This is a genomic window from Helicobacter pylori (genome assembly GCA_008032955.1).
In the GTDB taxonomy this organism is placed as follows: domain Bacteria; phylum Campylobacterota; class Campylobacteria; order Campylobacterales; family Helicobacteraceae; genus Helicobacter; species Helicobacter pylori_DC.
The window spans coordinates 1279836-1303050 of record CP032046.1 but is presented as its reverse complement, the minus strand read 5'-3'; the positions used below and the strand labels follow the sequence as shown (position 1 = coordinate 1303050).

The 23215-nt window shown below is 38.9% G+C and carries 24 protein-coding genes, 1 rRNA gene and 3 pseudogenes; 11 read left to right on the top strand and 17 right to left on the bottom strand.

The features are described 5' to 3' along the window. Positions 1–33: 33 nt before the first annotated feature. From mnmE to D2C72_06365, 12 genes are read right to left on the bottom strand one after another with little or no spacing between them, the layout of a single operon-like run. On the bottom strand, positions 34–1419 hold the full coding sequence (gene mnmE / locus D2C72_06420; GenBank protein ID QEF43889.1) for a tRNA uridine-5-carboxymethylaminomethyl(34) synthesis GTPase MnmE: 1386 nt from the start codon (positions 1417–1419) through the stop codon (positions 34–36). Beyond that, positions 1379–2176, bottom strand: a complete 798-nt coding sequence (locus tag D2C72_06415) for a protein jag (protein QEF43888.1) — start codon at positions 2174–2176, stop codon at positions 1379–1381. Before D2C72_06415 ends, mnmE begins: the two co-directional genes overlap by 41 nt. Further along, on the bottom strand, positions 2176–3822 hold the full coding sequence (yidC, locus tag D2C72_06410) for a membrane protein insertase YidC (protein ID QEF43887.1): 1647 nt from the start codon (positions 3820–3822) through the stop codon (positions 2176–2178). Before yidC ends, D2C72_06415 begins: the two co-directional genes overlap by 1 nt. Positions 3823–3827: 5 nt before the next feature. After that, complete coding sequence (gene yidD, locus D2C72_06405; protein QEF43886.1) at positions 3828–4181, bottom strand: membrane protein insertion efficiency factor YidD; 354 nt, start codon at positions 4179–4181, stop codon at positions 3828–3830. Then, positions 4168–4653 (bottom strand): ribonuclease P protein component, encoded by a 486-nt coding sequence (rnpA, locus tag D2C72_06400; protein ID QEF43885.1) that lies wholly within the window; start codon positions 4651–4653, stop codon positions 4168–4170. The genes yidD and rnpA overlap by 14 nt, the downstream gene beginning before the upstream one ends. Then, entirely contained in the window at positions 4613–4747 is a 135-nt protein-coding gene (gene rpmH, locus D2C72_06395; protein QEF43884.1) for a 50S ribosomal protein L34, read from the bottom strand. The genes rnpA and rpmH overlap by 41 nt, the downstream gene beginning before the upstream one ends. Before the next feature lie 40 nt (positions 4748–4787). Then, on the bottom strand, positions 4788–5219 hold the full coding sequence (locus tag D2C72_06390) for a biopolymer transporter ExbD (GenBank protein ID QEF43883.1): 432 nt from the start codon (positions 5217–5219) through the stop codon (positions 4788–4790). A gap of 10 nt (positions 5220–5229) precedes the next feature. Beyond that, positions 5230–5682, bottom strand: coding sequence for a TonB-system energizer ExbB (exbB, locus tag D2C72_06385; protein QEF43882.1), 453 nt, complete (start codon positions 5680–5682; stop codon positions 5230–5232). Between the two features lie 2 nt (positions 5683–5684). Continuing rightward, on the bottom strand, positions 5685–6143 hold the full coding sequence (smpB, locus tag D2C72_06380) for an SsrA-binding protein (GenBank protein ID QEF43881.1): 459 nt from the start codon (positions 6141–6143) through the stop codon (positions 5685–5687). After that, the gene (locus D2C72_06375) at positions 6140–6946 is read right to left on the bottom strand and encodes a 4-(cytidine 5'-diphospho)-2-C-methyl-D-erythritol kinase (GenBank protein ID QEF43880.1); all 807 of its coding nucleotides are present in this window, start codon (positions 6944–6946) and stop codon (positions 6140–6142) included. Before D2C72_06375 ends, smpB begins: the two co-directional genes overlap by 4 nt. Continuing rightward, complete coding sequence (locus D2C72_06370) at positions 6943–7173, bottom strand: carbon storage regulator (GenBank protein ID QEF43879.1); 231 nt, start codon at positions 7171–7173, stop codon at positions 6943–6945. The genes D2C72_06375 and D2C72_06370 overlap by 4 nt, the downstream gene beginning before the upstream one ends. Before the next feature lie 17 nt (positions 7174–7190). After that, positions 7191–7682: a peptidylprolyl isomerase gene (locus D2C72_06365; protein ID QEF43878.1), complete on the bottom strand. Its 492-nt coding sequence runs from the start codon at positions 7680–7682 to the stop codon at positions 7191–7193. 120 nt (positions 7683–7802) lie between these two features. Here D2C72_06365 and D2C72_06360 point away from each other — a divergent pair, with 120 nt between their 5' ends. The 3 genes and pseudogenes from D2C72_06360 to D2C72_06350 all read left to right on the top strand — a co-directional run bounded on the left by D2C72_06360 (position 7803) and on the right by D2C72_06350 (position 11176). Beyond that, entirely contained in the window at positions 7803–8582 is a 780-nt protein-coding gene (locus D2C72_06360) for a hypothetical protein (GenBank protein ID QEF43877.1), read from the top strand. 501 nt (positions 8583–9083) lie between these two features. Further along, a 16S ribosomal RNA gene (locus D2C72_06355) occupies positions 9084–10592 on the top strand. 401 nt (positions 10593–10993) lie between these two features. Beyond that, positions 10994–11176 (top strand): annotated as a pseudogene (locus D2C72_06350) (hypothetical protein). A gap of 8 nt (positions 11177–11184) precedes the next feature. Here the strand turns inward: D2C72_06350 and D2C72_06345 are convergent. From D2C72_06345 to D2C72_06330, 4 genes are all read right to left on the bottom strand, one after another. Further along, positions 11185–11622 carry a hypothetical protein gene (locus D2C72_06345; GenBank protein QEF43876.1) on the bottom strand — a complete coding sequence of 146 codons (438 nt, stop codon included), beginning with the start codon at positions 11620–11622 and terminating at the stop codon, positions 11185–11187. Between the two features lie 9 nt (positions 11623–11631). After that, positions 11632–12120 (bottom strand): hypothetical protein, encoded by a 489-nt coding sequence (locus D2C72_06340; protein ID QEF43875.1) that lies wholly within the window; start codon positions 12118–12120, stop codon positions 11632–11634. A gap of 8 nt (positions 12121–12128) precedes the next feature. Next, positions 12129–12860, bottom strand: coding sequence for a TIR domain protein (locus tag D2C72_06335; protein QEF43874.1), 732 nt, complete (start codon positions 12858–12860; stop codon positions 12129–12131). 242 nt (positions 12861–13102) lie between these two features. Continuing rightward, positions 13103–13363 carry a hypothetical protein gene (locus D2C72_06330; protein ID QEF43873.1) on the bottom strand — a complete coding sequence of 87 codons (261 nt, stop codon included), beginning with the start codon at positions 13361–13363 and terminating at the stop codon, positions 13103–13105. A 70-nt stretch (positions 13364–13433) separates the two neighbouring features. Here D2C72_06330 and sppA point away from each other — a divergent pair. From sppA to D2C72_06315, 3 genes and pseudogenes are all read left to right on the top strand, one after another. Further along, a pseudogene (gene sppA / locus D2C72_06325) lies at positions 13434–14311 on the top strand (signal peptide peptidase SppA). A gap of 2 nt (positions 14312–14313) precedes the next feature. Beyond that, entirely contained in the window at positions 14314–15195 is an 882-nt protein-coding gene (gene purU / locus D2C72_06320) for a formyltetrahydrofolate deformylase (GenBank protein QEF43872.1), read from the top strand. Between the two features lie 41 nt (positions 15196–15236). After that, on the top strand, positions 15237–16370 hold the full coding sequence (locus D2C72_06315; protein QEF43871.1) for a restriction endonuclease subunit S: 1134 nt from the start codon (positions 15237–15239) through the stop codon (positions 16368–16370). 813 nt (positions 16371–17183) lie between these two features. Here the strand turns inward: D2C72_06315 and D2C72_06310 are convergent. Then, positions 17184–17402, bottom strand: a complete 219-nt coding sequence (locus D2C72_06310; protein QEF43870.1) for a nickel transporter — start codon at positions 17400–17402, stop codon at positions 17184–17186. Positions 17403–17654: 252 nt separating this feature from the next. Between D2C72_06310 and rsmA the strand changes: the two genes are divergently transcribed. From rsmA to D2C72_06285, 5 genes and pseudogenes are all read left to right on the top strand, one after another. Further along, positions 17655–18470, top strand: a complete 816-nt coding sequence (gene rsmA, locus D2C72_06305; protein QEF43869.1) for a 16S rRNA (adenine(1518)-N(6)/adenine(1519)-N(6))-dimethyltransferase RsmA — start codon at positions 17655–17657, stop codon at positions 18468–18470. A gap of 33 nt (positions 18471–18503) precedes the next feature. Beyond that, positions 18504–20593: pseudogene (locus D2C72_06300) on the top strand (ribonuclease J). Then, the gene (locus D2C72_06295; protein QEF43868.1) at positions 20577–21566 is read left to right on the top strand and encodes a KpsF/GutQ family sugar-phosphate isomerase; all 990 of its coding nucleotides are present in this window, start codon (positions 20577–20579) and stop codon (positions 21564–21566) included. The pseudogene D2C72_06300 and the gene D2C72_06295 overlap by 17 nt, the downstream one beginning before the upstream one ends. Further along, complete coding sequence (gene rlmN / locus D2C72_06290; protein ID QEF43867.1) at positions 21563–22636, top strand: 23S rRNA (adenine(2503)-C(2))-methyltransferase RlmN; 1074 nt, start codon at positions 21563–21565, stop codon at positions 22634–22636. Before D2C72_06295 ends, rlmN begins: the two co-directional genes overlap by 4 nt. A gap of 181 nt (positions 22637–22817) precedes the next feature. Then, a complete protein-coding gene (locus D2C72_06285) occupies positions 22818–23054 on the top strand; it encodes a hypothetical protein (protein ID QEF43866.1) in 237 nt (78 codons plus the stop codon). The last annotated feature ends 161 nt before the right edge of the window (positions 23055–23215 follow it).

The window sequence follows — 23215 nt, the reverse complement described above, 5'->3', positions numbered from 1 at the left end:
AAAAAGGGGTTTTAATCCATTCCTTAAACGATTTTATTTGCCTAAGCAAAATTCGCTGAACATGCTATCAAGCATCTGGCTGGTTTCATAAGGGCGGGTGAGCAAGTTCAAGTTTTCTATCGCGCTTAAAATGTGATAAGAAAAAAGCTCCAAAGTTTCTAAATGGTTTTTAGCGTTTTGCAATTCAGTAATGGCGTTTTCTAGGGCGGTTTTTTGGGCTAGGGAAGTGAGTAAGAGCTTGTTTTGAGTGTCTAGTTTGGGGAAAAAGGCGCTGATTTTTTGGCTCAAATCTTTCAAACAAGCCTTGGAATTTAGGGTGTTGGTTTCTAGTAAAGTATAAGGGATTTTAAGATGGGATTTTAAGATTTCAAGCTCTAGTTTAGGGGCTAAATCGTTTTTATTCAAAACAACAATGCAAGGCTTTTTAGCACGATTAAGGGCGTCTATAAGGTTAAAATCTTCTTTTTCTAGGGGTTTAGAAAGATCAAACACGCCCAAAATAAGGTCGCAATTTTCTAAACTTTTAAGGCTTTTTTCAATCCCTAAACGCTCTATTTTATCCGCGCTCTCTCTAATGCCAGCGGTGTCAATCAAGCGCACCTTATGCCCTTGTAATTCAATGACTTCTTCTATAGTGTCTCTTGTTGTGCCTTTAATATCGCTCACTAAAGCCCTTTCTTCTAAAAGCATGGCGTTTAATAGGGAGCTTTTGCCAGCATTGGGTTTGCCAACAATGCTTAAGGCATGCCCCTTATTCCTTTGTTTTTGCACGTTAGAAAAATCCAGTAAATCTTTAAAAGAGGCGATTTGTTTTTCTAAATTTTGAGACACTCCATCTAAAAAATCGCTAGGAATGTCTTCTTCGCTATAATCAATCAAAACTTCTGAGCTCGCCAAAAGCTTTAAAAGATCGTTCCTGGCCTCTTCAATAAAAATTTTTAACTCGCCCTTAAGCTGCCTGGCTAGAGCGTTTAAAACGCTTTCATCTTCACAAAGGATGAGCTGAACGCTCGCTTCAATCTCGCTCAAATCCATTTTATGGTTTAAAAAGGCTTTTTTACTAAATTCCCCCGCTTTAGCGAGCCTAGATCCTAAATTCAAACAAGCTTGTAAGATATTTTGCGCTAAAAGGGGGCTTCCATGGCATTGGATTTCGCACACATCTTCACCAGTGAAACTATAGGGGGCTTTGAAATAAATGACTAACGCTTTGTCTAATAAAACGCCATTAGAAAAAATATCGCACACGTAAGCGTATCTGGGGGTGAAGTCTTGTTTTTGGGTGAGTTGTTTGAGGATGTTTAGAGCGTTATGGCCGCTGATTTTAATGATGCTAATCGCTCCCTTGCCTAAAGGGGTAGCGATAGCGGCGATGGTGTCATTCATTGTTAAAGTCGTTGATGACGATGTATTTTTCATCGTTTAAATTGGTTTTGATGGAAACATATTTATTAGGGAACGCTTTTCGTAATTTCTTTAAAGCGATATAGGTTAAAACGCCATCAGGGGCTTTCATCTGCCCTTTACCTACTTCATGAACGGTCATGATCGTGCTTTGGAGTTGCGCTTCCATAACCTTTTCTTGGTTTTGTAAAAAAGTGGAAATTTCTAAGCGGATACTATAGCCATAAGCAGGGTGGATCCAATTAAAGAGCAAGTAAGAAAGGGCTTTGTAGCGATAACCTTTTTCGCCAATTAAAAGGGCGGAGTCTTCGCCATCAATATCAATCAATAAAACCCCCGGTTCATAAAGACTCACCTCCACTTTATTGATTTTATAAGGCAAATGAGAAAATAAGTCTTTCAATTCTTGCTTAATTTCATGGAGTTTGTCTCCATTATGAGATTCTTCTTTAGGGTTTTTTTTAGGGGGTTTAGGGGTGATTCTTTCTTCTTGAGGCGTTTCTGTTTCTAATTTTTGTTTTTTTTCTTCTATATTGTTTTGATGATTTTCTTTCGTGTTGGTTTCTTTAACGCTCTCTTCTTTAACCTCTTTAACGCTTTCTTTAACGCCCGCTAAGATAATGGCTTCTTTTTTACCAATGCTTAAAAACCCTTTAGAGGGCGTTTGAATGACTTCGTATTGCAAATTAATAATGGGGCAATTCAAAGCGATAGAAGCTTGAATGAGAGCTTCTTCTAAGGTTTTGGCTTTGATTTCAATAAAATTTTGCATCAATGTTCCTTTTTGTTTTGCGCGTGCATGCGTTTTTTGTTTTCTAAGACTTTATTGATGATGAGTTGTTGCAACACCGAAAGGATGTTGTTTGTGGTCCAATACAAGACTAACCCTGCAGGGAAAGTGATTAAAAAGATCGTGAATAATAGGGGCAAGAGTTTAAAGATCTTCGCTTGCATGGGATCGGTCATGGTGTTTGGCGTAACGCTTTGGTGCCAATACATAGACGCTCCCATAAGAAGCGGTAAAATAAAATACGGATCCATGATAGATAGATCATGAATCCATAAGATCCACTCTGAGCTTTTCAATTCCACAGCGTTATAAAGCACTCTATAAATCGCAAAAAACACCGGGATTTGTAAGATTAAAGGCAGACAACCCCCTAGCGGGTTAGCCCCATGTTTTTTGTAAAGCTGCATCATGTGGGCTTGCAACTTTTGGGGTTCGCCCTTGTATTTTTCTTGGAGTTCTTTCATTTTAGGGGCTAATTCCTTGAGCTTTTGCATGCTCACCATGCCCTTATAGCTTAAGGGGTAGAGGATAATGCGCACGATAATCGTTAAAAAAATGATAGCCCAACCCCAATTACCCACGAATTGATACAAATAATCCAGTAAAACAAACACGCCTTTCGCAAAAAAAGTGATTAAGCCATACTCTATCACATCCGTGAGCATGGGTGAAATCGCTTTCAAAGAGCGGTAATCTTTAGGGCCAATATAGCCATGCAAATTTGCTTCATTTTTAAGGGAAATGAAGCCTAAGGGGTTTTTAGTCCCGATTTCTGAATCAATTAAGGCTTCAAAACCTTGAGGATCTTTGGTGAAAAGCAAGGTGGTGAAATACCTATCCACGCTGGATAAAAAGAGGGTGTTAGAAAAGCGTTTGATTTCTTTAGCGTCTTTATCTTCAATTTTTTCAATTTTTTTGTCGTTATTTTCTAAAAGCACGCCTGAAAAAGTGTAGCTGTCTAAATCAGCCACCGGCCTGTAACCATTGGTGATCACATAGCTAGGGATAAGGTTATTGGGCGATTTGAATGCGATTTTTAAATCATAATGCAAATCATCATAGAAAGTCAGGGTTTTAATGATAGTAAGAGCGCCTAAATCTTGGGTTAAAACGAGCTGTTCATTAGGCCCAAGAGTGGTTTTTGAAGCACTATAAGGGGTGTTGAACGCTTTGTTATTGAGCGTGGGGTCTAAAAAACGCACTTCTAAAGGCTTGAGTTTATCGGCTGCTAAAAGGGGGAGCTCTTTTAGGGGGGGTTGCGCGTTTTCTTTGGAGCTAAAAAGATGGCCCACATGCTCTAAAAAGCCCTTTTGTTTAGGGGTTAGATACTTTTTATCCTTGAGATAAACCTGTTTGATGCGCCCTAAAGAATCAATTTCAATTTTGGCATGCTCAAAAGAAATGGTGCTTAACAAATTCTCTTGGGGGATGGTTTGAGTAACACTAAAATGTTGGGCGTTGGGCGCGTTAGGACTTGCTATTGTGTGGTTGTTGGTTGTTTCTTGCTTTGTGGTTTGGGTTGTTGTTTTGTTTGGTTTTTGGAAAAAATAGCTATAAAGAGCGATAAACAAGAAAGACAGAGCAATCGCTAAAATCAAGCGAAGATTATTATTGTTGTTTTTATCCATTGTGATTAAACCTTAATGATGTAGTAAGTTGCGTGGCTTTTTGTGGGAACGAGCCAAAAAGTAATGGTTTTAAAATTACGATTAAAATCTTTATGAGATTGGAGTAGGCTAGGGCGTTTCAAGCGAGTGGTGGGATAAGCAATGCCCCCAGAGCAAAAAGGGTTGCATGAGAGTATCCTTATAGCGATTTTACCCATAGCGATTAGGGGGTTTTCAAAACAGAGCAACCATAGGGCGTAGTTGGAGCAAGTGGGGTAAAACCGGCAACTTGAAAAAGTGAAAGCCGAAAAAAAGCGTTGGTAACCCCTAATTGATGCCGTAAGAATCGCGCTCAAAAAAGGCGTTTTATTGTTTCGCATGGGTATGAGTCATTCCTTTTTTCAAATCTTTTAAGGCTTTGTTCATATAGTCTTTAATGGAAGTTAGCATTTCTAAAAAATGTTTTTCTAAAACCCAAAAATCCAAATGGTAACAATCGCTTTTAGGCACAAACACCAAAGCAAGCCCTTGACAAAGAGCGGCATGCCTTGTAACTAGTGATCGCAAACGGCGTTTGATGAGGTTTCGTTTCACGGCGTTGCCGACTTTTTTGGACACGCTCAAACCTAACAAACAAAGCGTATTTCGGTCTTTAAGCCTGCAAGAGAGCGGATCTTCAAAGCCCTCTTTTTCTTTTGGCGGCTCTTTTGACAAATCCAAAACAAAGAGCGAAAAAAAAGGGTTGTGTTTTTTGAAACCCTTTTGATAAACCCTATCAAACTCACTCTTGTTTTTTAAAGAGTCATAGGGTTTAGACGGAAAGCTTTTTTCTGCCCTTAGCTCGTCTGGCATTAATCACCTTGCACCCGTTTTTGGTTTTCATTCTCACTAGAAAGCCATGGGTTCGCTTTCTTGGTGTGTTGTGTGGTTGGTAAGTGCGTTTCATTTAAAACTCCCTTGATAAAAATTAAACATAAACACAGATTTTAGCTAAAGAATGCTAAAAATTGACTAAAACTAATTTTTTGATTCTTTTTATCTTCAACAAGAATGTAAAGTTGTTTCAGATTGTTTGTTTGCAATAAATCCACGACTTTGATAAAGTTATCCAAATTGCTTTTCTTATCGCCTTGCAAGACAATAGGGGTGTCTTTAGCCAAAGTGGAAACCTTGTGTTTTAAATTTTCAAAGCTGATTTCTTTATCGTCAAAATAAAAAGAACCCTTATTAGAAATGGCGATCGTAACTTGTTTTTTGTCCAACACGTCTTTAGAATCAGTGCTGTCCTTATCCACTTGAGGAATGCTAATAGGGAGCTTTGAAGTTTGCACAAAAGACGCGGTTGTAAGCACGATCACTAGCAACACAAGCATGATATCAATGAAAGGCACCACATTCATGGATTCTACTTTTTTCACCGCTTAATCCTTAGGCTTTGTTATAAATCTCATGGGATTGCGTGTCAACCGGGTGGTGGAAAATATCCCATTTAGTGACTAAAATCTCACTTTTTCTCACTAGCAAGTTATAAATCACAATCGCAGGGATCGCCACCAATAACCCCATGCCAGTCGCTTTTAAAGCAAGGGCTAAATTAGTCATGATCGCTTTAGTGTCAATGCCAGAAGCGGATCCTAAATCCATAAAAGTGAGCATGATCCCCATAACCGTTCCTAAAAGACCGATATAAGGAGCGTTTGAGCCAATCGTGGCCACTAGAGTCAAGCGTTTGTGTAGGGCTAGCTCTAATTTACGCCTGTCTGTGTAGTCATCTACACGAAGAGTGGCAAAAAACCACAACCTTTCTATTGCGATCGCTATAACGATGACTGATAAAAAGATCAAAAACCCTATAATCCCATAATCTACCATTTCTTTCATTATTATCCTTTAAAGTGGTGTTTTAAATCGGCAAGAATTTCTTTATTGAGTGCTTTTTCTTTGAGACTTTGTCTTTTGTCGTGCAATCTTTTTCCTTTCACTAAAGCAATTTGGATTTTAGCTCTATTTCTTTGGTTAAAATACAATTTCAATCCTACAATACTCAAGCGTTCTTTAGACGCTTCCATTTGCCATTTCAATAATTGCTTTTTGTGTAAAAGCAACTTACGCTCTCGCCTTTCATTGGGCTTGTAATACGCATGGATTGTATCTAAATATGATATATGAACACCAAATAAAAAAGCTTCTCCTTTGATTATTTTAACAAAATTATCTTTTAAATTCACCCGAGTTTGTCTCAAAGCCTTCACTTCAGAGCCTAAAAGCACTAATCCTGCTTCTAAAGTTTCCAAAATTTCATAGTCAAAATAGGCTTTTTTATTGCTGGCAATGAGTTTCATTCGCCCCCTTTTAGTGCAGGCTTTAGCCTAAAGAACGTGCTCCCGCTCCCGCTAAAAAACCACTCCTTGCCTAATTCGCTTTCTATACTTCTTAAAGCTTGGTTAGTGAGTAAAGCCGGCTTTAAAAGATCGTTTAATTCGCTTCTATCATAAGTCTTTAGGCATTCCAAACTCGGCTTTTTAAGCCATTCTTTAGCTTGAGAAAAACAAGTTTTAGGCTTATAAGCTTGATAGATGGCTTTGGTGCTGCAAAAAACATGAGTTGGCGCATAGATTTCTAGGCGGTTTTCTAAAGGCTCTTCTTCAAAATTTTCAATGACTTCGCCATAAGAAGTGGCGTTAGCGCTTTTGTATTGCGAGATGAAAAAATTGGTGTCTGCACCCACTAAAGATCCCATAGTATAAAGCTCTTCTAAACTCAAACGCCAGTCAAATATTTGATTTAAATGATACAACAGTCCCCCAGCATCAGCGCTCCCACCGCCTAACCCGGCTTGAGTGGGGATGTTTTTTTCCACTTCAATCGCCAGGGTGTCTAGGGATTTGATGGCAGAATGAGAGAAATTTTTTGATTTTAAAAAATTTTTTAAAACTTGGAGGGCTTTAAAGAGTGAGTTTTCTTCTAAAGGGCAGTCAAAATCCCCTTTTAATGAGAAAGATAAGGCATTTTTGACGCTGATAATGTCTTTGAGCTTGTCTTTGACCAAACACATGCGAGAAATGAGCTTGTGGTAAGCCCCTTCTTTGTGAAGGATTTTTAAAAAAATATTGACTTTAGGATAAACTTCAAAAACATGTATCAAGGCTTAATGACCTTTTTGATGTTTTCTAACACGCTTTCATCTACGGACGCAGAAGCTTTTTGGTTTTCGCTCACAATGGCCTCTTTGAGTTCAGCACGCAAAATAAGGGTGCTTTCAGGTGCTTCAAACCCTAAACGCACACTCCCTCTATCTATGGAAATGACTTTAATGTGGATGTTATCATCAATGACAATCCCCTCATTAACTTTGCGGCTGAGTATGAGCATGTCTAATCTCTTGTTCCTTATAGAGAAGAGCTAAACACAACGCTCTCTATAATATCGCCCTGCTTGATCTTGTCCAATACATTAAGGCTTTCTGCGTTTTTGATTTTGCCAAACACGGTGTGCTCGCCATCTAGATGGGGCAAATCCACAAAACACAAGAAAAATTGACTCCCCCCTGTGTCTCTTCCGGCATGCGCCATAGAAATAGAGCCTCTTTTGTGCTTGTTGGGGTTATGGACCACTTCGCATTTAATGCGGTGTCCTGGCCCGCCTGTGCCTGTGCCATAAGGGCAACCTCCTTGAGCCACAAAGCCGGCGATCACACGATGGAAATTAAGCCCGTCATAAAAACCCTCTTTAGCTAGAGTTACAAAATTACTCACCGCTTGGGGCGCATCTTTGTAAAAAAGCTCTAGGGTGATATTGCCTTTATTGGTTTTGATCGTAGCGTAAGCGGTTTTTGCAAGCTCTTCCTCTTTAATATCATAAGTTTTAATTGGATCCATCATAAACCTTTGCGATAAGCTTTTGTCATTCAAATGATCTATTATAGCAACAAATTAAAACAAATGGTATTTTAGCCGATAGTGTTGTGGGATACTTTTAAAATTTAAGCGGTAAGTTGGATAATGGCGTTTTGGCATAAAAGATTAGCGGTTGGTTGTTGTATCGTTTTATTTTCATGCATGATGAACGCTAATAGCATTCAAATCGTTAGAGACGATCCGCCCCTTGATCCAACGCTCCCTGCATGGGTTTATTCTGTTGCGTTATTGAAAGTGTATTTTAGCGATGGGACTTATAAAGAAGGCTATGCGACTTTGCTCAAAAACGGGCGTTATATCGCTTCTTCTGAAACGCTTTATTCTAACGGCTTATACCCTAAAACGATTTTAGCCAAAATGCAAGACAGCAGCGCTAAAGAGCTGATTTGTATAGCTAGCCTACGCCTTGAAGCGATAGATAGAGATCAAGGGCTTTCGCTTTTAAAAACCGCCGATTTTAGAGACGATTATTGCCATAAAAGAGAAGAGAGCTATTATCATGCAAGGATTTATGCCAAATACGCTCAAACTTTTCATTCAAATCCTTATACCGATCAAAAAACACCCAACTCTGATCTCTACTATCCGGCGTTGAATGAGGGGAATTCTTTTTCCATACAGATAACGGATATTTCTGTGGCTGAACTTTTGAAATCTAAAAAGTTTCTTTCGCTTGATAGTTCTTTTAAAAAGGGGAGCGTGTTGTGGGGAGGGAGGCCCTATTTTAGCGAAGTGGGGGAGTTTATGGGAATGGCTAGCAGCACTTTAGAAAACCAAGAAAGTCTGGTGATTATCCCTAAAGAGAAGATCGTAAAATTTTTAAGCGCTCTAAAAAATCAAAACATTTTTCAAAACATTCCCTAGATTTAAGCAAACCTTAAGCTTTTTATGACTATACTTTCATTTCCTTGTTTCAGCAAGGGCTTTTAAAAAGCCGCTTGATACCTTACAAGGATAGCTGATTAAAAGCAAACGATCTTTGAAAACTAAGCAAATTGATAGAAGTTCTTTTTAAAGGGATATTCTAAATTATTTTAAGGATGACTTATTATAAATAGTGAGGGTTTTTTATAACTTTCATTCTTTTATAAGAAATTCTTATCCAACCAGTGCCAATCAATTTCATTGATTATGATGATTATATCATTATGATTGATGACTGAATGGCATGAGAGTATTTTATTCAGGTTAGCGTTTAGCTAAACCTTTTTAAAAAGTTTCTTTCTGTTTTGTTGTTGTAATACTTAAGAACACAACCCGTTTTATTCAATAAAGTATAAAACGAGTTCTTGTGATACGCTAAAGCTATTGTTAGAAATAATGATAGCCTATCAAAAAAACAAAAAGAGCTTTAGGACAAACACTTTTATGGAGAGTTTGATCCTGGCTCAGAGTGAACGCTGGCGGCGTGCCTAATACATGCAAGTCGAACGATGAAGCTTCTAGCTTGCTAGAATGCTGATTAGTGGCGCACGGGTGAGTAACGCATAGGTCATGTGCCTCTTAGTTTGGGATAGCCATTGGAAACGATGATTAATACCAGATACTCCCTACGGGGGAAAGATTTATCGCTAAGAGATCAGCCTATGTCCTATCAGCTTGTTGGTAAGGTAATGGCTTACCAAGGCTATGACGGGTATCCGGCCTGAGAGGGTGAACGGACACACTGGAACTGAGACACGGTCCAGACTCCTACGGGAGGCAGCAGTAGGGAATATTGCTCAATGGGGGAAACCCTGAAGCAGCAACGCCGCGTGGAGGATGAAGGTTTTAGGATTGTAAACTCCTTTTGTTAGAGAAGATAATGACGGTATCTAACGAATAAGCACCGGCTAACTCCGTGCCAGCAGCCGCGGTAATACGGAGGGTGCAAGCGTTACTCGGAATCACTGGGCGTAAAGAGCGCGTAGGCGGGATAGTCAGTCAGGTGTGAAATCCTATGGCTTAACCATAGAACTGCATTTGAAACTACTATTCTAGAGTGTGGGAGAGGTAGGTGGAATTCTTGGTGTAGGGGTAAAATCCGTAGAGATCAAGAGGAATACTCATTGCGAAGGCGACCTGCTGGAACATTACTGACGCTGATTGCGCGAAAGCGTGGGGAGCAAACAGGATTAGATACCCTGGTAGTCCACGCCCTAAACGATGGATGCTAGTTGTTGGAGGGCTTAGTCTCTCCAGTAATGCAGCTAACGCATTAAGCATCCCGCCTGGGGAGTACGGTCGCAAGATTAAAACTCAAAGGAATAGACGGGGACCCGCACAAGCGGTGGAGCATGTGGTTTAATTCGAAGATACACGAAGAACCTTACCTAGGCTTGACATTGAGAGAATCCGCTAGAAATAGTGGAGTGTCTGGCTTGCTAGACCTTGAAAACAGGTGCTGCACGGCTGTCGTCAGCTCGTGTCGTGAGATGTTGGGTTAAGTCCCGCAACGAGCGCAACCCCCTTTCTTAGTTGCTAACAGGTTATGCTGAGAACTCTAAGGATACTGCCTCCGTAAGGAGGAGGAAGGTGGGGACGACGTCAAGTCATCATGGCCCTTACGCCTAGGGCTACACACGTGCTACAATGGGGTGCACAAAGAGAAGCAATACTGCGAAGTGGAGCCAATCTTCAAAACACCTCTCAGTTCGGATTGTAGGCTGCAACTCGCCTGCATGAAGCTGGAATCGCTAGTAATCGCAAATCAGCCATGTTGCGGTGAATACGTTCCCGGGTCTTGTACTCACCGCCCGTCACACCATGGGAGTTGTGTTTGCCTTAAGTCAGGATGCTAAATTGGCTACTGCCCACGGCACACACAGCGACTGGGGTGAAGTCGTAACAAGGTAACCGTAGGTGAACCTGCGGTTGGATCACCTCCTTTCTAGAGAAAAGCTTTTAACATTCGCTTGTTAAAAGCCAAAGAGTATTACCTGACAAAAGAACTTCTTTTGCTTAGTTTTGAAAGATTGAGCTTATTCTTTCTTTTTTACTTCTTGATTGTTTTTAATATTTGCTTGCTTATTGTTTGTTATTTCTTAATGCTTATATTTTTAGTTGTTAGTGTCTTTATATTTAATGTTTAATGTGTTTAGTTTGCTTGTGTTGGATTTAGCGTTGAGCTTTCTTAATTCTTTTGTTTAGATTTATTGCTTCTTGTTGTTTAATGTTTAATGATTTTAATCGCTTGATTTTGTTTTTTACTGCTTATGGCTTTTGTTGTTTTGCTTTGTTTTTCTTGTGTTTGAGTTTTGCTTTTGGTGTTTTTAGTGGGTCTGATCTGATTGTAATTGAATGCGTTTGGATTTGAAAACTCCGTTCTCATCAAGCATTGATGTTTAAAACCTTATTTTTATAGTTTGAAGCTTTATTTTATAGTGAAAATCATAAGGGGGTGGGGATTATTTTGCGATACCCTAAATTCTAAAACGCTTAAAAAGTTATCGTTTGGTTGGAGTCAAGTTATTTTATAGCCAGCGTTTCATTGAAACAGAATTAAAAACAAACCATAGCCCACCAAGCAAAGAGCTAACACCCAATAGGGGAGAAGGCTAAGCGAACGCATGGCAGATAAGAATTGCGTCAATTGGCAAGTTTGGTGAGCAGGAAGCACTTCAAACAGCCTTTCATCGGTTTTAAGTCGGTTTTTTATGAGCCATTGGTATTGCTCCCTGAATAACCTTTCTCGCATGAGATAATACGCGTCTAAAAGATAAAAGCATGCCAACAACACCCCTAAAACGCATAACCCATAAGAATTAGAAATCGCTTCTATTTTAAGGGATAGAACCCCAACCGCAAGAGCGAGAGTCCATTTTTTGCATTCTAAAGAATTTTGTGCCATTCTGTTGATAACGCCTTGTAAGATTTTAAGCTCTTCTACAAGGATTTTTTCTCTGTCTTTTGGGGTATTTTCCATGTTTGATATTTATCTGTCAAAGTTAAAAGTCCAAGTGCCTTTGTTGGTTTGTATTTCTGCTTCTATAATATCGCACCCTTGAGAAATGCCCTCTCTTTTTTCTCCAAATTTAAGGGTTTGAGACTCCATCATCACACCCTTTTGCTCTAACTGAGAAATTTTATTTTCTATGTCTGCCAACCCTTCCTTTTGAGCTCCAAACATCTTATAAAAGCTTGCCATATCTTTAAAATCCTGTATAGAGATTGGAGTAACTAGACCTAAAGCAACTATGTTGCCAAACACCTCTTCTGGAACAAAATTAACAGCACAATTACCCCGATTAAGCTTCACGCCTTGAATAGTAACGCTATCCACTCTAGAGCTGATTTGAAACTCTCCCTTGCTATTCACGCTCATCTCAATCGGCGATTCACCGTCGCCACCATTCCCACAGCCCACTAAATACAACGCTAAACAGCTTGCACTTAGTAATTTTTGATAAGTTTTAAAAAACATGTTTGCTCCTACGAATTGATTTGTTGTGATAGTTTTTTAAGGGTTATGGTCTCAAAACTTTTTAAAAATAGCGATATATCATGAAAGAGTTGCATGCTTTCCATCATTGGAATTGGGCGACTCTCACTAATAGAATGAGCGATTTTCAACTCTTCATAAATCCATGCGGAATGAGTGATACCTAATAGATCTTGATTAAGAGAAACACTATTCTTGCTTTGTAAAAACACGAAATAAGGGCATTTTTTGATCATATATTCTAAAGATTCCCTGAGAATGAGCGTGAAAGCGTCTTCAATCTTGCTAACATCAATATGATGTTTTTTTATTTCTTTTAGAATATCATTTTTATAATCCCAAAAGAGAGAGTCTATAAATATTAAATTAGAACGATCGGATGGTTCTAAAAAGGACTTGATATTTTTAACGCCTAAAAAATCATTATTTTTCATGTCAATATGCGAATGAGAAAGAAAAACCTTAGTTTTATTTAATCGCTCTTGTAAGGGATTAAAAAAGGCTTCTTTAATTTCATTGCGATTTAGTAAAGTGTATTCATTATTTTTTAGACTCTTTTGAATGAGAGTTTTAATCTTATTGGCTACTTCATGTATGTTAGAAACAGCTTGCTTGTCATAATAAGCGTATTCAAGCTTACTTTTCCCCCCTCTGTCAAAATGAAACTTGCATAAAACTTCACGATTTTCTCTTTCATCTAAATCAACCTTAAAAGCTTTCATGATATATTTTCCTTTAATATTTTTATGAAATTTTCAAACCTTTATAAACACGATTTTAAGTTTTCTTTAAAATCTTTTGATTATAGTAGACTTAGACTTAGCTTAAGAGTGCTTGAATTTTGGGGGTTTTAGGGGCTATTTGGTGCTAAAAACCACCGCTAAAAAAAGCCTTTTTGCAAACAAAAAGGGCGTTAAAACTTACAAGCGGCAGACCTTAAAAGCGCAAAAACAACAAAGGCGATCTAAAAAACCTCTTCGCATGCCTTTTTGTCTTTATGGAGTAAGCATGCTTTTTGCAACTCTATAAAACGCTTTTTCCTTTCTTCTTCGGTCATATTGTTAGGCTTTTCAATAGGGGGTGGAAGAGAGTGTGAAGGCTTTGAAGTGGGGGTATTGAATTGGGGCGCATACCCTAGTTTATTGACTGCATAAAAACCTAAAGCAGCGATTAAAATAAAAATCCAATCTGTTTTTCTGATCTTGGGGCAAAATTTACACGCCATGATTTAATCCTTAAAACATTTGAAGTATAATACACTCTTATGGTGAAATTTTAAGTTTAGGAAAAGTTGCATGTGGAGTTTCATTCAAAAAATCTTTAAGGCTTTAATCATCGCACCTTTAGATTTTATCACGAAGTATTTCAAGTCGTTTGTGCTGTTACTCATTGTATTAGTCTTTTTTAGCGCTAAAGAAAGCGCGCCAAGCGAACCGCCCAATCTCGCTAAACTCTATTTAAATGGGGCGATTTTTAGCACCGAGGATTTTGACAAAGAAGTGGATAAAATCTTAAAAACCCCTAGCATTAAGGGCGTTTTATTGTTGATTGACTCTCCTGGTGGGGCGGTGTCAGCGAGCGTGGAATTGAGCGAAAAAATCGCTGATTTGAAGCAAAAAATGCCCGTTTTAGCGTATGCTAGGGGGTTATGGCGAGCGGGAGCTATTATGCGGGCATGCAAGCGAGCGAAGTTTATGCCTCTAAAGCGAGTTTGATAGGATCCATTGGGGTGATTTTTTCAGGCGCGAATGTGGAAAATTTGCTCAATAAAGTCGGCGTAGCCACTCAAGGCGTGCATGCGGGCGAATACAAAGAAATAGGCACTTTCACCAGAGCGTGGAAACCTAACGAAAAAGAATTTTTGCAAAATTTAGTCAATGAGCAATACCAAATGTTTGTGAATGATGTCGCAAAAGCTAGGAAATTAGACGCTAAGGATTATAAGGATTTTGCTGAAGGGAAGGTTTTTAGCGCTCAAAACGCTCTGAAATTAAAACTCATTGATAAAATCAGCACGATTAAGCAAGCCCAAAACCGCTTAATGGAATTGAGTAAGGTTAAAAAAGCCTATTGGCTAGAAAAAAGCCCTATGGAACGCTTGATTGAAAAGGCCACGCAATCAGCAAGTAATATCATCACGCAAGCCTTTGGCTATCAATTATTGATGAGATGAAGATGTTAGAATTTATTTTAAAAATTCAAGCCAGAGACTCTAAAGGCTTGGTGAGTGCAATAAGTAGTACTATCGCTAACAAGGGCTATAACATCGTCAAAAACGATGAATTTGTTGATCCCTTAAAACAGCGTTTTTTCATGCGGCTAAAAATCCAAAAAGAAATCAAGCCCTTGAATACTGAAATTAAAGAGCAAGAAGAGCGATCCTTAAAAACCGCTCTTTTTAAAGCCTTAGAAAACTTTAACGAACTATTGATTGAAGTCATTTTAACGCATAAAAAAAATATTATTTTACTCGCTACTAAAGAGAGCCATTGCTTAGGGGATTTGCTTTTAAGGGTGTATGGAGGGGAATTGAACGCTCAAATTTTAGGCGTTATTTCCAACCACGAGATTTTACGCCCTTTAGTGGAAAAATTTGACATCCCTTATTTTTACGCGCCTTGTATTGATCAAAACTTGCATGAAAAAGAGGTTTTAGCAATCATTAAAGACCTAGAATTACAGCACAAAGTGAGCGCGGATCTGCTCGTTTTAGCCAAATACATGCGTATTTTAAGCCATGATTTTACGAAGCGCTATGAAAACCAGATCTTAAATATCCATCACAGTTTCTTGCCCGCATTCATTGGGGCTAACCCTTACCAGCAAGCGTTTGAAAGGGGCGTGAAAGTCATCGGGGCCACGGCGCATTTTGTGAATGAAAGCCTTGATGCCGGGCCAATTATCTTACAAGACACTCTGCCCATTAACCACAATTACAGCGTGGAAAAAATGCGCCTAGCGGGTAAGGATATAGAAAAACTGGTTTTGGCTAGGGCTTTAAAACTCGTTTTAGAAGACAGAGTCTTTGTGCATGAAAACAAAACGGTGGTGTTTTGAATGCTTCCATTAGCGCCCTTTAGGATTATTTGACAGAACGCATGGATGCATTAACAACGCCATCAAATTGGCAAAAAGTGAGGCTTGGGGATATTGGCAAACCATGCATGTGTAAAAGAGTGATGAAGCACCAAACAACACGATATGGTGAAATTCCATTCTATAAAATAGGCACATTTGGCAACACCGCTGATGCCTTTATTTCAAAAAAGCTATTTTTAGAATACAAAACGAAATATTCTTTTCCAAAAAAAGGCGATATTTTAATTTCTGCTTCCGGAACTATTGGTAGGGCAGTCATTTATGACGGAAAACCCGCTTATTTTCAAGACTCAAATATTGTTTGGATTGACAACGATGAAACATTAGTAAAAAATGATTTTTTATTTTATGTTTATTCTCATGTGAAATGGAATACAGAACATACAACTATCTTAAGACTTTATAATGATAATTTTAGAAATACTTTAATCCCCCTACCCCCTCTAAACGAACAAATCGCTATCGCTAACATTTTAAGCGCTTTGGATCGTTATCTTTGTGCATTAGACGCTCTCATTCTTAAAAAAGAGGGCGTTAAAAAAGCTTTAAGCTTTGAACTATTGAGCCAAAGAAAACGCTTGAAAGGCTTCAATCAAGCTTGGCAAAGAGTAAGGCTTGGGGATATATGCGAAATTATTAAAGGACAACAAATAAATAAAATTAGCCTAAATAACACAGATAAATACCCCGTTATAAATGGTGGCATTGATTTTTTGGGCTACACAAATAAATTTAATGTTTCAAAGAATACAATAGCAATTAGTGAGGGTGGCACATGCGGATATGTTAGGTTTATGACAAGCAATTTTTGGTCAGGAGGACATAACTATTCTTTACAAAAAATTAGTAATAAGGTAAATAATTTATGTTTATACCACATTTTAAAAAGTTATGAAAAGGATATTATGAAATTAGGAGTTGGGTCTGGATTAAAGAATATTCAATTAAAAGCCTTAAAAGATTTTGAAATCCTTTTACCCCCTCTAAACGAACAAATCGCTATCGCTAACATTTTAAGCGCTTTGGATAATGAGATCGCAAGCCTTAAAAACAAAAAACGCCAATTTGAAAACATCAAAAAAGCTTTAAACCACGATTTAATGAGCGCTAAAATTAGGGTTTTAAAACAATAAACGCCCCAAAAGTCAAGGACAAACCCACTTATAAGGAAACCCCTAAGCTTTTAAACTCAGGGGAACGCTCTTAGAAAAATCAGCGTTTCACAGAAACGATCACTTTAAGCCCCAAAAAGCAAACTCAAAGTATAATGTTTTCCAAGAGCGTTTGCCACTTTTGCGTTTCATGGCATGCTCCTTACAATGTTGGTCTGCCCCATAAAGCCACTTATGGGGCGTGATGAAATCCTACAGCAAACCCCCTTAAAACTTTTAATTTTACAAACGCTAAAAACAAGATTAAAAAATTGAATGAAAAGATAAAGAAATAATAAAACGCCCCAAAAGTCAAGGACAAACCCACTTATAAGGAAACCCCTAAGCTTTTAAACTCAGGGGAACGCTCTTAGAAAAATCAGCGTTTCACAGAAACGATCACTTTAAGCCCCAAAAAGCAAACTCAAAGTATAATGTTTTCCAAGAGCGTTTGCCACTTTTTGATCGCATGGCATGCTCCTTACAATGTTGGTCTGCCCCATATCGTAACTATGGGGCGTGATGAGATTTTACAACAAACCCCCTTAAAACGCCCCTAGATCGCACCAAATACGCAAGACAAAGTTTTACGCCCCATTACGACCACTCAATGAATAAGCTTATCTTTATTAGACAGAAAACAGAGCCATTTGACAAGCATCAAAAAGAGGGATTTTAAAAGTTTAAAAATCTAACGGAGCTAAAAAAGTTAGTTTAAATGGATAAATTTACTGGATTAAAAGAAAGGGTTAAAAGCTAGGAGTAGCCCTAAGGCCGCCCCCACAAACGCCCCAATCAATATTGTTGGTTTTGTTGTTGTGCTTTTTGTTGTTGTTGTTGGTGTGCTTGTTGTTGTTGCTGTTGTTGAGCTTGTTGCTCTGCTTGTTGTTCAGCGTGTTGTTGCGCGTTATGGTGGTGGTGTTCGCCGCCATAGTAATGGTGGTGGTGTGCATGGTGATGGTGGTGGTGTTGGCTGTTAGCCTGTTGTTGCTGTTGTTGTTCATGGTGTGCCATGATGACTCCTTTAATTGAAATTTAAATTCTAGCTCATTGGCTAGGATTTCATTTTATAATGCGAAATCTAACCAATTATTAACGGAAAAGATTTTAATACTAATTTTTAATACGAGCACCAATTTAAGCGTTCTTATGTCAAAACTACCAACATCTTTGAATGAAAAAAGCTATAATAAAGAAGTTGCATTAAAAAGGAAAGACAAATCCCCTTTTTAAGGTATAATATGAGGAGTTTTAGAAGCGCTTCTTATGGTAGTAGCTAAAAAGTCTTTAGGACAGCATTTTTTAACGGACGAGTCGTTTTTAGACAGAATTGTTGATGCTTTGCCCCCCTTAAACCCATTGAAATTAATTGAAATTGGCGTGGGGCTAGGGGATTTGACTCTTAAGTTGTTGGATCGCTATCCTTTAAAGACTTATGAGATAGATAGCAGTTTGTGCGAAAAAATGCGATCAAAACTAAAGGTGCAAAAAAAGCCTTTTGCATTAGAATTAGTGGAAAAAGACGCTCTTTTTTTAAAAGAAGAAGAACCTTATTTTTTGATCTCTAATTTGCCCTATTATATCGCTACCAGGCTTGTTTTAAACGCGCTCAAAGACCCTAAATGCAGGGGCTTATTGGTGATGACGCAAAAGGAAGTGGCGCTCAAATTTTGCGCTAAAGATTCACAGAACGCCCTAAGCGTTTTAACTCAAGCAATAGGGAACGCTACCCTTTTGTTTGATGTGCCGCCTAGCGCGTTTAGCCCGCCTCCAAAGGTGTTTTCTAGCGTGTTTGAAGTGATTAAAGAGCCGCTAAAAGAAAAGGCGTTAGCTTCATTACTCCAAGCGCCATTTTTTGAAGAAGCCCTACAAAAAGGGTTTGAAGCATTAGAAGATTTTTTGAAAGCTTGTTTCTCATCTCCTAGGAAGACGCTTTCAAACAATCTTAAAAAAAGCGTTTCTTATAGAGAAAAGCTTGATAAGGTGTTAGATTTTTTAGCGTTAGAAAACCAACCAACAAGCGTGAGGGCGTCTGAGATAAAAGATTATCTCAAGCTCTTAGAATACCTTTTAAAAGGCTAATGCCTTTTTAAAAAATTGAAAGGAATAATCGTTATGACTGATAACAACCATTATGAAAACAATGAAATCAATGAAAACAATGAAAACAGCAGTGAAAACCCAAACGCTCATCATGGGATGCGAGCCGGAGCGTTTGAGCGATTCACCAACCGCAAAAAGCGTTTTAGAGAAAACGCGCAAAAAAACGCAGAGTCTTCAAACCATGAAGCGCCTTCACACCATAAAAAAGAGCGCCACCCCAACAAAAAACCAAACCACCACAAAGCTAAACACACCCCCCAAAAGACCAGAAATTACGCCCAAGAAGAATTGGATAACAATAAAGTAGAGGGCGTTACGGAAATTTTGCATGTGAATGAGAGAGGGACTTTAGGCTTTCATAAGGAGCTAAAAAAGGGCGTTGAAGCTAATAACAAGATCCAGGTGGAGCATTTAAACCCGCATTATAAGATGAATTTAAACTCTAAAGCGAGCGTTAAAATCACGCCTTTAGGGGGATTGGGCGAGATTGGGGGAACATGATGGTCATTGAAACCCCAAAAAGCGCGATCGTGATTGATGCGGGCATGAGCTTCCCTAAAGAAGGGCTCTTTGGCGTGGATATTTTGATCCCGGATTTTTCCTACTTGCACCAAATCAAGGACAAAATCGCTGGCATTATCATCACCCATGCCCATGAAGATCACATAGGGGCCACGCCTTATTTGTTTAAAGAGTTGCAATTCCCCCTTTATGGCACGCCCTTGAGTTTAGGGCTGATTGGGAGCAAGTTTGATGAACATGGTTTGAAAAAATACCGCTCGTATTTTAAAATCGTAGAAAAGCGCTGCCCTATTAGCGTGGGTGAATTTATCATTGAATGGATCCATATCACGCATTCCATTATTGACAGCAGCGCTTTAGCGATCCAAACTAAAGCTGGAACCATCATCCACACCGGCGATTTTAAAATCGATCACACCCCAGTGGATAATTTGCCCACCGATTTGTATCGTTTAGCGCACTATGGCGAAAAGGGGGTGATGCTTCTTTTAAGCGATTCCACTAACTCCCATAAATCCGGGACCACACCGAGTGAAAGCACCATAGCACCGGCTTTTGATACGCTTTTTAAAGAAGCGCAAGGGAGGGTGATTATGAGCACATTCTCTAGCAATATCCACCGGGTGTATCAAGCCATACAATACGGCATTAAATACAACCGCAAGATCGCTGTGATCGGGCGCTCTATGGAAAAAAACCTAGACATCGCCAGAGAATTAGGCTATATCCATTTGCCTTATCAATCTTTTATTGAAGCCAATGAAGTCGCTAAATACCCGGATAATGAAGTCTTAATCGTAACGACTGGCTCACAAGGCGAAACCATGAGCGCGCTTTATCGCATGGCGACTGATGAACACCGCCACATTTCTATCAAACCCAACGATTTAGTCATCATCTCCGCTAAAGCCATTCCTGGCAATGAAGCGAGCGTTTCAGCGGTGTTGAATTTCTTGATCAAAAAAGAAGCTAAAGTGGCTTATCAAGAATTTGACAATATCCATGTGAGCGGGCATGCCGCCCAAGAAGAGCAAAAGCTCATGTTAAGACTCATCAAGCCTAAGTTTTTCTTACCCGTGCATGGGGAATATAACCATGTCGCGCGCCACAAGCAAACCGCTATTGCTTGCGGGGTGCCTGAAAAAAATATCTATTTAATGGAAGATGGCGATCAAGTGGAGGTTGGCCCTGCATTCATTAAAAAAGTAGGCACCATTAAAAGCGGTAAAAGCTATGTGGATAACCAAAGCAATTTGAGTATTGACACAAGCATTGTGCAACAAAGAGAAGAAGTCGCTAGCGCTGGGGTGTTTGCCGCTACGATTTTTGTGAATAAAAACAAACAAGCGCTTTTAGAAAGCTCTCAATTTTCCAGTTTGGGGCTTGTGAGTTTCAAAGATGAAAAGCATTTGATTAAAGAAATTCAAGGAGGATTAGAGTTGTTATTGAAATCCAGCAACGCCGAAATTTTGAATAGCCCTAAGAAATTAGAAGATCACACCCGTAATTTCATCAGAAAAGCGCTCTTTAAAAAGTTTAGAAAATACCCGGCTATCATTTGCCATGTCCATGCCACTTGATTATAACGCTATCGCCGTGCAAGTCTTAAGAGATGAAGCGAGCGCGCTTTTAGAAAGCGTTAAGCAATTCCAAAAACCTAACGATTTAGAAGCGATTGTCAAGCTCATTTTAAAAAGCCAAGAAAAGGGGGGTAAGCTTGTGATAGTGGGCGTGGGTAAGAGCGCTTTAGTGGCGCAAAAAATCGTTGCTTCTATGTTAAGCACCGGTAACAAAAGCGCGTTTTTACACCCTACAGAAGCCATGCATGGGGATTTGGGCATGGTGGAAAAAAACGATGTGGTTTTAATGATTAGCTATGGGGGTGAGTCTTTAGAATTATTGAATCTGGTGAGCCATTTAAAACGCTTAAGCCATAAAATCATCACTTTCACTAAAAGCCCCACCAGCTCGCTCTCTAAACTCGGCGATTATTATTTGAGCTTGAAAATTCAAAAAGAAGCTTGCCCGATTAACACCGCTCCAACGACTTCTACCACCCTAACTCTAGCGTTAGGCGATGTTTTAATGGCATGCTTGATGCGAGCGAAAAACTTTAGTCAAGAAGATTTTGCCTCCTTTCATCCGGGCGGGCTTTTAGGCAAAAAACTTTTTATCAAGGTTAAAGACTTACTGCAAACCACGAACCTCCCCTTAATCGCTCCTAGCACAAGCTTTAAAGACGCGCTCATAGAAATGAGTGAAAAACGCTTGGGCAGCGCGATTTTAGTCAATGAGGCTAACGAGCTTGTGGGGATTTTGAGCGATGGCGATGTCCGTAGGGCGCTATTAAAAGGGCTTAACTTAAAGAGCGAAGTGAAGCGTTTTGCCACTTTAAAACCTAAAAGCTTTAAGAATTTAGACGCTCTTCTTTTAGAAGCGTTAGAGTTTTTAGAGCGCCATAAGATCCAGCTTTTAGTGTGCGTAGATGATCGCAATAAGGTTTTAGGGGTCTTGCACTTGCACCAACTTTTAGAATTAGGGCTTAAAGCATGAAAGCGAGCATTTATGATTTCACTCTAAAGGAATTGAGCCAGCTTTTAAAACCAAGCTTTAGGGCTAAACAGCTTTATTTGTGGCTCTATGCGAAGTATAAAACAAGCTTTAAAGACATGCAAAATAATTTTTCAAAAGATTTTATCGCTTATTTGGAGCAAGAATTTACTTTGCGCACGATAGAAATCACGCATGTGAGAGAGAGCGTTGATGGCTCTAAAAAATACCTTTTTAAATCTTTAAAAGACAACCATACTTTTGAAGCGGTGTTGTTGAAAATGAAGGATAAAAAGATTGATGAAGAGACGAACGCTATTTTAGAGGGGGAAAAATACACCGTATGCGTGTCTTGTCAAATCGGCTGTCAAGTGGGTTGTGCGTTTTGTTTCACTCAAAAAGGCGGTTTTGTAAGGAACTTAAAAGCGAGCGAGATTATCCAGCAAGCCCTACTCATTAAAGAAGACAATAACCTCCCCATTGAAAAAGCGCTCAACATTGTTTTTATGGGAATGGGCGAGCCTTTGAACAATTTAGATGAGGTGTGTAAAGCGATTGAGATTTTTAATACTGGCATGCAAATTTCACCTAAAAGAATCACGATTTCTACCAGTGGCGTAGCCGATAAAATCCCTATTTTAGCGGGCAAAAACTTAGGCGTGCAATTAGCCATATCCTTACACGCCGTAGATGACAAAACGCGCTCATCTTTAATGCCCTTGAATAAAAAATACAATATTGAATGCGTTTTGAATGAAGTGAGGAAATGGCCTTTAGAGCAGCGCAAAAGAGTGATGTTTGAATACCTTTTGATCAAAGATTTAAACGATAGCCTGGATTGCGCTAAAAAACTTTTAAAACTTTTAAACGGCATTAAATCCAAAGTGAATTTGATTTTATTCAACCCGCATGAAGGCTCTAAGTTTGAGCGCCCCAGTTTGGAGAGCGCTAGAATGTTTGCGGATTTTTTAAACTCCAAAGGCTTATTATGCACCATTAGAGAATCTAAAGCCTTGGATATTGAAGCAGCTTGCGGGCAATTGAGGGAGAAAAAACTCTCCCAACAAATTTAAAAACTTTTTTTGTGGCGTTTGTCTTTTTTGGGGGGCGTTGGTTTTATTCAAGCGATAATTCAAAAAATTAGCGTTAAAATTCCTTCCATTAACAATTGATTAGATTTTATATTGTAGAATGAAATCCTAGCTAGTGAGCTAGAATTTAAATTTTTAATCAAAGGAGTCATCATGGCACACCATGAAGAACAACACGGCGGACACCACCACCACCACTATCATGGCGGTGAACACCATCATCACCACCACAGCTCTCATCATGAAGAAGGTTGTTGCAGCACTAGCGATAGTCATCATCAAGAAGAAGGTTGCTGCCACGGGCATCACGAGTAATATCGGTGTGGCTAGGGGCAACTTGACTAGGGTTGTCTCTGGTTTTGACTTTAAAATACCATCATTCAAATCTAATCCATTCTAATCAAACCCGTTAAATCCAATCCAACCAACACGCTTGATTTTTATTTTTACAAACGCTCATTAATGTTAAAATACTCATTAATGCCTATAAAAAGTAGTTTTTTATCCAATAATATTGTTAAGACTTTTAATTTAAGCTTCAATGTTTTACAATATTCAAAA

Excerpts from the sequence above, each read along its gene's own strand:
- D2C72_06345 (QEF43876.1), bottom strand. The coding sequence starts at position 11,622 with ATGGAAAATACCCCAAAAGACAGAGAAAAAATCCTTGTAGAAGAGCTT.
- rsmA (QEF43869.1), top strand. The coding sequence starts at position 17,655 with ATGGTAGTAGCTAAAAAGTCTTTAGGACAGCATTTTTTAACGGACGAG.
- rnpA (QEF43885.1), bottom strand. The coding sequence starts at position 4,653 with ATGCCAGACGAGCTAAGGGCAGAAAAAAGCTTTCCGTCTAAACCCTAT.
- yidC (QEF43887.1), bottom strand. The coding sequence starts at position 3,822 with ATGGATAAAAACAACAATAATAATCTTCGCTTGATTTTAGCGATTGCT.
- D2C72_06330 (QEF43873.1), bottom strand. The coding sequence starts at position 13,363 with ATGGCGTGTAAATTTTGCCCCAAGATCAGAAAAACAGATTGGATTTTT.
- yidD (QEF43886.1), bottom strand. The coding sequence starts at position 4,181 with ATGCGAAACAATAAAACGCCTTTTTTGAGCGCGATTCTTACGGCATCA.
- D2C72_06415 (QEF43888.1), bottom strand. The coding sequence starts at position 2,176 with ATGCAAAATTTTATTGAAATCAAAGCCAAAACCTTAGAAGAAGCTCTC.
- D2C72_06360 (QEF43877.1), top strand. The coding sequence starts at position 7,803 with ATGGCGTTTTGGCATAAAAGATTAGCGGTTGGTTGTTGTATCGTTTTA.
- D2C72_06310 (QEF43870.1), bottom strand. The coding sequence starts at position 17,402 with ATGGCACACCATGAACAACAACAGCAACAACAGGCTAACAGCCAACAC.
- rlmN (QEF43867.1), top strand. The coding sequence starts at position 21,563 with ATGAAAGCGAGCATTTATGATTTCACTCTAAAGGAATTGAGCCAGCTT.
- D2C72_06285 (QEF43866.1), top strand. The coding sequence starts at position 22,818 with ATGAAGAACAACACGGCGGACACCACCACCACCACTATCATGGCGGTG.
- mnmE (QEF43889.1), bottom strand. The coding sequence starts at position 1,419 with ATGAAAAATACATCGTCATCAACGACTTTAACAATGAATGACACCATC.
- rpmH (QEF43884.1), bottom strand. The coding sequence starts at position 4,747 with ATGAAACGCACTTACCAACCACACAACACACCAAGAAAGCGAACCCAT.
- D2C72_06365 (QEF43878.1), bottom strand. The coding sequence starts at position 7,682 with ATGATGGATCCAATTAAAACTTATGATATTAAAGAGGAAGAGCTTGCA.
- D2C72_06315 (QEF43871.1), top strand. The coding sequence starts at position 15,237 with ATGGATGCATTAACAACGCCATCAAATTGGCAAAAAGTGAGGCTTGGG.
- exbB (QEF43882.1), bottom strand. The coding sequence starts at position 5,682 with ATGAAAGAAATGGTAGATTATGGGATTATAGGGTTTTTGATCTTTTTA.
- D2C72_06295 (QEF43868.1), top strand. The coding sequence starts at position 20,577 with ATGTCCATGCCACTTGATTATAACGCTATCGCCGTGCAAGTCTTAAGA.
- smpB (QEF43881.1), bottom strand. The coding sequence starts at position 6,143 with ATGAAACTCATTGCCAGCAATAAAAAAGCCTATTTTGACTATGAAATT.
- purU (QEF43872.1), top strand. The coding sequence starts at position 14,314 with ATGTTAGAATTTATTTTAAAAATTCAAGCCAGAGACTCTAAAGGCTTG.
- D2C72_06335 (QEF43874.1), bottom strand. The coding sequence starts at position 12,860 with ATGAAAGCTTTTAAGGTTGATTTAGATGAAAGAGAAAATCGTGAAGTT.
- D2C72_06340 (QEF43875.1), bottom strand. The coding sequence starts at position 12,120 with ATGTTTTTTAAAACTTATCAAAAATTACTAAGTGCAAGCTGTTTAGCG.
- D2C72_06370 (QEF43879.1), bottom strand. The coding sequence starts at position 7,173 with ATGCTCATACTCAGCCGCAAAGTTAATGAGGGGATTGTCATTGATGAT.